This is a genomic window from Oceanobacillus luteolus (genome assembly GCF_042678205.1).
Taxonomy (GTDB): domain Bacteria; phylum Bacillota; class Bacilli; order Bacillales; family Amphibacillaceae; genus Oceanobacillus; species Oceanobacillus luteolus.
Genome location: NZ_JBHUDE010000101.1, coordinates 1 through 4842, shown reverse-complemented (window position 1 = coordinate 4842; position 4842 = coordinate 1). Strand labels below are relative to the sequence as shown.

General features: G+C 32.3%; 5 protein-coding genes. 3 read left to right on the top strand and 2 right to left on the bottom strand.

Features of this window, described 5'->3' with window-relative positions:
• Positions 1-656 precede the first annotated feature (656 nt).
• Positions 657-1895, bottom strand: a complete 1239-nt coding sequence (locus ACFSBH_RS12615; protein WP_379597825.1) for a tyrosine-type recombinase/integrase — start codon at positions 1893-1895, stop codon at positions 657-659.
• A gap of 339 nt (positions 1896-2234) precedes the next feature.
• On the opposite strand from ACFSBH_RS12615, the gene ACFSBH_RS12610 reads away from it, so the two are divergent.
• Complete coding sequence (locus ACFSBH_RS12610; protein WP_379597823.1) at positions 2235-2726, top strand: hypothetical protein; 492 nt, start codon at positions 2235-2237, stop codon at positions 2724-2726.
• Complete coding sequence (locus tag ACFSBH_RS12605; protein WP_379597821.1) at positions 2695-3645, top strand: helix-turn-helix domain-containing protein; 951 nt, start codon at positions 2695-2697, stop codon at positions 3643-3645. The genes ACFSBH_RS12610 and ACFSBH_RS12605 overlap by 32 nt, the downstream gene beginning before the upstream one ends.
• Before the next feature lie 34 nt (positions 3646-3679).
• On the opposite strand, the gene ACFSBH_RS12600 is transcribed toward ACFSBH_RS12605, so the two are convergent.
• Positions 3680-4081: a YhjD family protein gene (locus tag ACFSBH_RS12600; protein ID WP_379597819.1), complete on the bottom strand. Its 402-nt coding sequence runs from the start codon at positions 4079-4081 to the stop codon at positions 3680-3682.
• A 238-nt stretch (positions 4082-4319) separates the two neighbouring features.
• Here ACFSBH_RS12600 and ACFSBH_RS12595 point away from each other — a divergent pair, with 238 nt between their 5' ends.
• Positions 4320-4667: a hypothetical protein gene (locus ACFSBH_RS12595; protein WP_379597817.1), complete on the top strand. Its 348-nt coding sequence runs from the start codon at positions 4320-4322 to the stop codon at positions 4665-4667.
• Positions 4668-4842 lie beyond the last annotated feature (175 nt).

Genomic DNA, 4842 nt, shown 5'->3' with positions numbered 1-4842 from the left:
CGTGAAATACGCTTTATCGAATAGTTAATTATAAAGAAAATAAGGGCTGGCAAAGTTCTAAACTTTTCATTGCATTCTTCTAAACTTTTTGCTTGCAAAATACAACCTTCGAAAAAAACAATATTAATGAGACGATTTTAGACAATTTCAAAAGAAGAAAATAGATTACAGATTTTGAAATCGACGAAAATAATACTGAGCTTTTTCGTGCAATTGGTCGTGATAGGTCAGATTTATTAGATTTGGTTAAAAACTGAATTTCATTGGGTATACTATATCAATTAATTGTATGAAAAGGATATATTTGTCTGTTTTATGGTACAAATGTTTAGAGCTTAATTATGTAATTGTTTGGCAGGAATGAGTTAAAAGTTGAACCGGATTTAAACTTGTTCTCTAATTGTAGTAGCGGGGGCTTTATTGGAAATTGGAATAAGTGAATTTAAAAAGTCGAATCCTTTTCGTAAAGGAATTCGACTTTTTTAGGCTCAAATTTAATTAGTATACTTGAGTGACACAGGGATTTTCCACTACGAATGGGCTATAATTAATTCCGTTCTTTGGAAATTCTTAGAGCTATCAGTCTGTTTCTGTAGAGAAAAGCTTATTCAAGTTACGAGTCTTTACCACTTTGTGCAACTAAGAATTAACCATTGTCAAATATGATTCAAGATTTCATTGTTTTTCCAATCATGTCCCACGTTTTGCTCTTTCGATTGCTTATTTTCTAAGTAAATCATTGTTGTTTCAATACTTTCATGTCCCATGGTTTGCATGATACGGAAGACATCACTGTTATTTTCAGCACTTATGATGGCGAAACCGTGCCTCAATGTATGGGGAGTGATGGAGCGGATTTTTTCTTGGCCTTCATCACTTAATTGGCCCTCTGCTGCTTGTCTTTTCAATTTATTATTCACTTGAATGAACGGAACTTCCGCTTCATTCATTTTTTTCGTTATAAACATGGATAAATTTTTTGGACTGTAGGCTTTCCCCTTTGGAGTAGTAAAGAGGGGGCTGTGATCTGTCGGGTCCAGGATGGTTGTAAGCCTTCTTCTTTTCCGATATTTCACAATAGCTTCGAATACATTATCGTGAATTAATAGAGAACGCTTTTTATTACCCTTTCCTGTTACCTCCATCCAATAGTTGTATTCTCCTTTTGAAGGGTTCCACTCCTTTGTAAGATCGCTCACCTTTACTTTACAGAGTTCCTCAATACGTGCTCCTGTAGTAACCAATACTGCTAGAAGTCCATGGACAATCGGATGATGACGATAATAATTTAAAAGCTCAATGATTTCATCTATTTTTATATCACGGTTTGGTCTGTCCTTTTTACCTACGCGAGCGGACAATAAGTATTCATGTACCGGGTGCTCGATGTATCCTTTCCTATATATATAATGAAGGAAAGATTTAAAGATAGTTGTCTTACGTGAAATCGTCGCAATCGAATATGGTTTATTCCCTTTTCCCAGTGGCGCTGTTTTCAGCCAATTTTGATACAAGCGTAACTGTCTCTCTTTTAGATAGTGGAAGAGCGAGCCGCTCCAGTTATCAGGGATATAGAACTGTCCTGGATGAGCATAAAAAATTGAATAAGCCTGCAGTAAATCCCTGACATATTCCTTTTTCGTATTATACTGCGTGTTTTTTTCCTCATCTTGGTCTTTCTCTTCATGAACATATAGGTAAATCATTTCTATATCGTTAAATTTTGTATAATCTGCTACGTCATTTTCAAATAAATGATGATAGAACATATTCAGATATGATTTATCCAATAATGCGTTGGTTAATTTGTTTTTCATTTCTTTTTCGTCATCGAGTAATTCAAAACGGGAGTCCAAAACAAGCGGAACATTAAAAGATTCTGTTTTCCTTTCCATCAAATATCTTCCTTTCTTTAGTTATAAATCACCTGTTATCTTTATTTTAAATTTATTTTATTTATAGTAGATAAAGTTATATAAACAAAACTTTGATAGCTTAATTATACATTAATATATATCAATTTAATATAAATTGGAAAAATGCTTTTATTTGTCCAACAGATAAAAACATAAGAGAAATAAGTATGTAGTTATAATCCGTATAACTTTCATGAGGAACTAGACAACCATAATAGTTAATGATAAAGTTTAATTATACTACATAGTTAATTTATATTTCACCAAACATTTCAATACTAGTTGACGTTAATTTAACTAGAAAGGGGAGGCGGATATATGATTTGGATAAGAAAAGGGTATGTCGTGGAAAGGAAGAAAAGAAAAGATGAACTTTACGAATTTGTTGTTACCAGAGGTAATAGAGTGATTGATACAATTGTTCCAAAAGCGCCGAAAGAAGAAAGATATATTAGGAATCAATTAAAAAAAGGTAAGGATATTTATGACTTCCTCTCAAGGGAGGTGTCTGAATCATTAAAGTTATGTTACGAAGAAATAATAGGGGAAATTGTAGAAGTAAAAAGACCATCATTGCTATTACTTCAATTTATGCCCTTTGAAGACTTCCATTATCTTAATACTCATGGTGGTAAAGTAGGATTGGTTGTTGGGGTACAATTAGAGAAAAATGAGTTTGTTTTTGAGATCAAGATAAATGAACAAAAGGAATCAATTTTCATAGAACAAGAGTACTTAAAAGTAGTAAATAATGAGTATGTAAGGAAGGTGTTTGAGGATGAGCGAGGAAAACTTTTTATCAACAAATGAAGCTGCTAAAAAATTAAATGTAACAGTAACAACTATTTATAATTACGTAAAGAAAGGAAAATTAAAGCCTGTTTATGATGATTGGTCAATCGACGGAATGATGCTGTTTCATGCAGAGGATATAGAAAAGCTAAGGGATGAACCACCGAACGGTTACACTACTGCTCAAGCTGCAAAAATACTAGGTATGCACCAGACGACCATTTCTAAACAGATAAAAGAAGGCAAGATAATAGCCGATAGAATTAAGTATAAGGGAAGAATGACCTACTTTATCAGTGAGAATACATTAAACGAGTTAATTGCTTTGCGGAGAAAGAAAGCCTTTAACAATCTAAGGATTTTCAGTGCCAAATATCAACTATATTTATATCAGTCCTTGATCAATCGGCAAACAAATGAGCTTGGACGTGTCATGGAAATAACAAGGAATGGGGGTTACTTTATAACAAACGGAGGAGAAAAGATTGATTTACTTGAAATGAAAAAACATGGCTTTTCTCCAGTTGAAAGATTTCACGCAAAGAACCCTTTAAATAGGGTGGGATATGTTTGCTTCAGGTTTACAAAACCTACTTCTTTGCATGATTTCATGTATGAAGTAATAGAAACTTTTTATAGAGAAGCCGGTTATAAAAATATTCAAATATCAATGACTGAACACCATATTGATGTTCAAATAAAACCTATATTAATAGAAGAAAATATGATTTCCTATGAATTTTTAAAACAACATATAGTAGAGGGGGCTGTTGTAAAAAGGCATAATGGTATTTTTCTCGATAGTGAGCAGGAGCGGCTGACTCTTGATGTATCTAGGAAGTTAAAAGGACAGATAAAAATATTAGCGAAAGAAAATTCAAAAACAATTGAAGAGCAAGCAATCGAATTGATTCTGAAAGGGTTAAGTAATAATTAATAACCTATAAGAGCAAACAGTCGCGTATCATACTTTAATCTAAAAAGCTGATATCCGGTGGTAACATATTCAGTTTTTTCCACTGCTTATCTATAGGAACAATTTGTTTACCGTCAATGTTATACATGTATTTTCTTAAGGTGTTGGTGGTCATCTCTTTTAATTCTTCTTTGGAAAAGCTAATGTACTCGATATGGTTATTTTTTATTATTTTGTAAGTTGTTTCTCCTGTTTTCTGAAGAATTAATTGGTGATTATCATAAAGAGTTTGTCTAATTCTAACAATGTCCCTTTCCATATTACCCTGTATATAGTTAAGTACACTGAGATATGCATTTCCTGCATACCCAAGGCCAAATTGCTTTTTATCAAGCAGTAAAACTTTTAATGCTAATGGTAAAGAAATACTAAGCTCTATTAGTTCATTTTTATCCATTAATATCACCTAGATAGTATTATAACAAAGGAAAGCAGATATAATTATATAGCTGATGTAGTTTTTTCGGCAGGTAACAAATATCTGGTTGAATATAAGTATCTAGAAGACGACTTAGCTATATACAATCAACGATATTTTGATATAAAGTTAATTATTCCAAAAGATTTCAAGATAGAATAGGGATTATTGAATTTAAAAGATATATTTTCAATTAAGACATAAGGGGAATAGAATCATGTTTAAGAAACTAACTATTTTAATGGCACTAGTGATTATCATTGGTGGATGTAGTCAATCTGCAGCAACCGCACTTGTCGGTGATTGGTCTCCTAATGATGAGTGTGATGGATTTTTTGGGGAAGGTCTGATTTTTAGTGATGATGGTACCATGCAAACTAAAGATGGCGAAAGGTATACTAAATGGTCCTTATCGGATGATGAAACCACGATAACATTTACCAATCCGGATCTTGCAATCTATGATGAATTTGAATTTACATATTTCGATGATGAAACAATCAGCATTATTAATCCAGAGAGTGAATGGCAAGATAAGAATGTTTGCCAAATAACAAAGGATTAATTATTTGAATGTAATACTAATAGACAAAATCGTATCTATATTAGGTGCGGTTTTATTATTATAACAATAATCACTAGCGTTGCATAAATAATGCCAGAATTTTCAGTTTTAATCTTTTTTCTATTAGAGCCAAAAAAGTAAATACCCAACTAAAGGTGGCTCCATTCATTTTTTT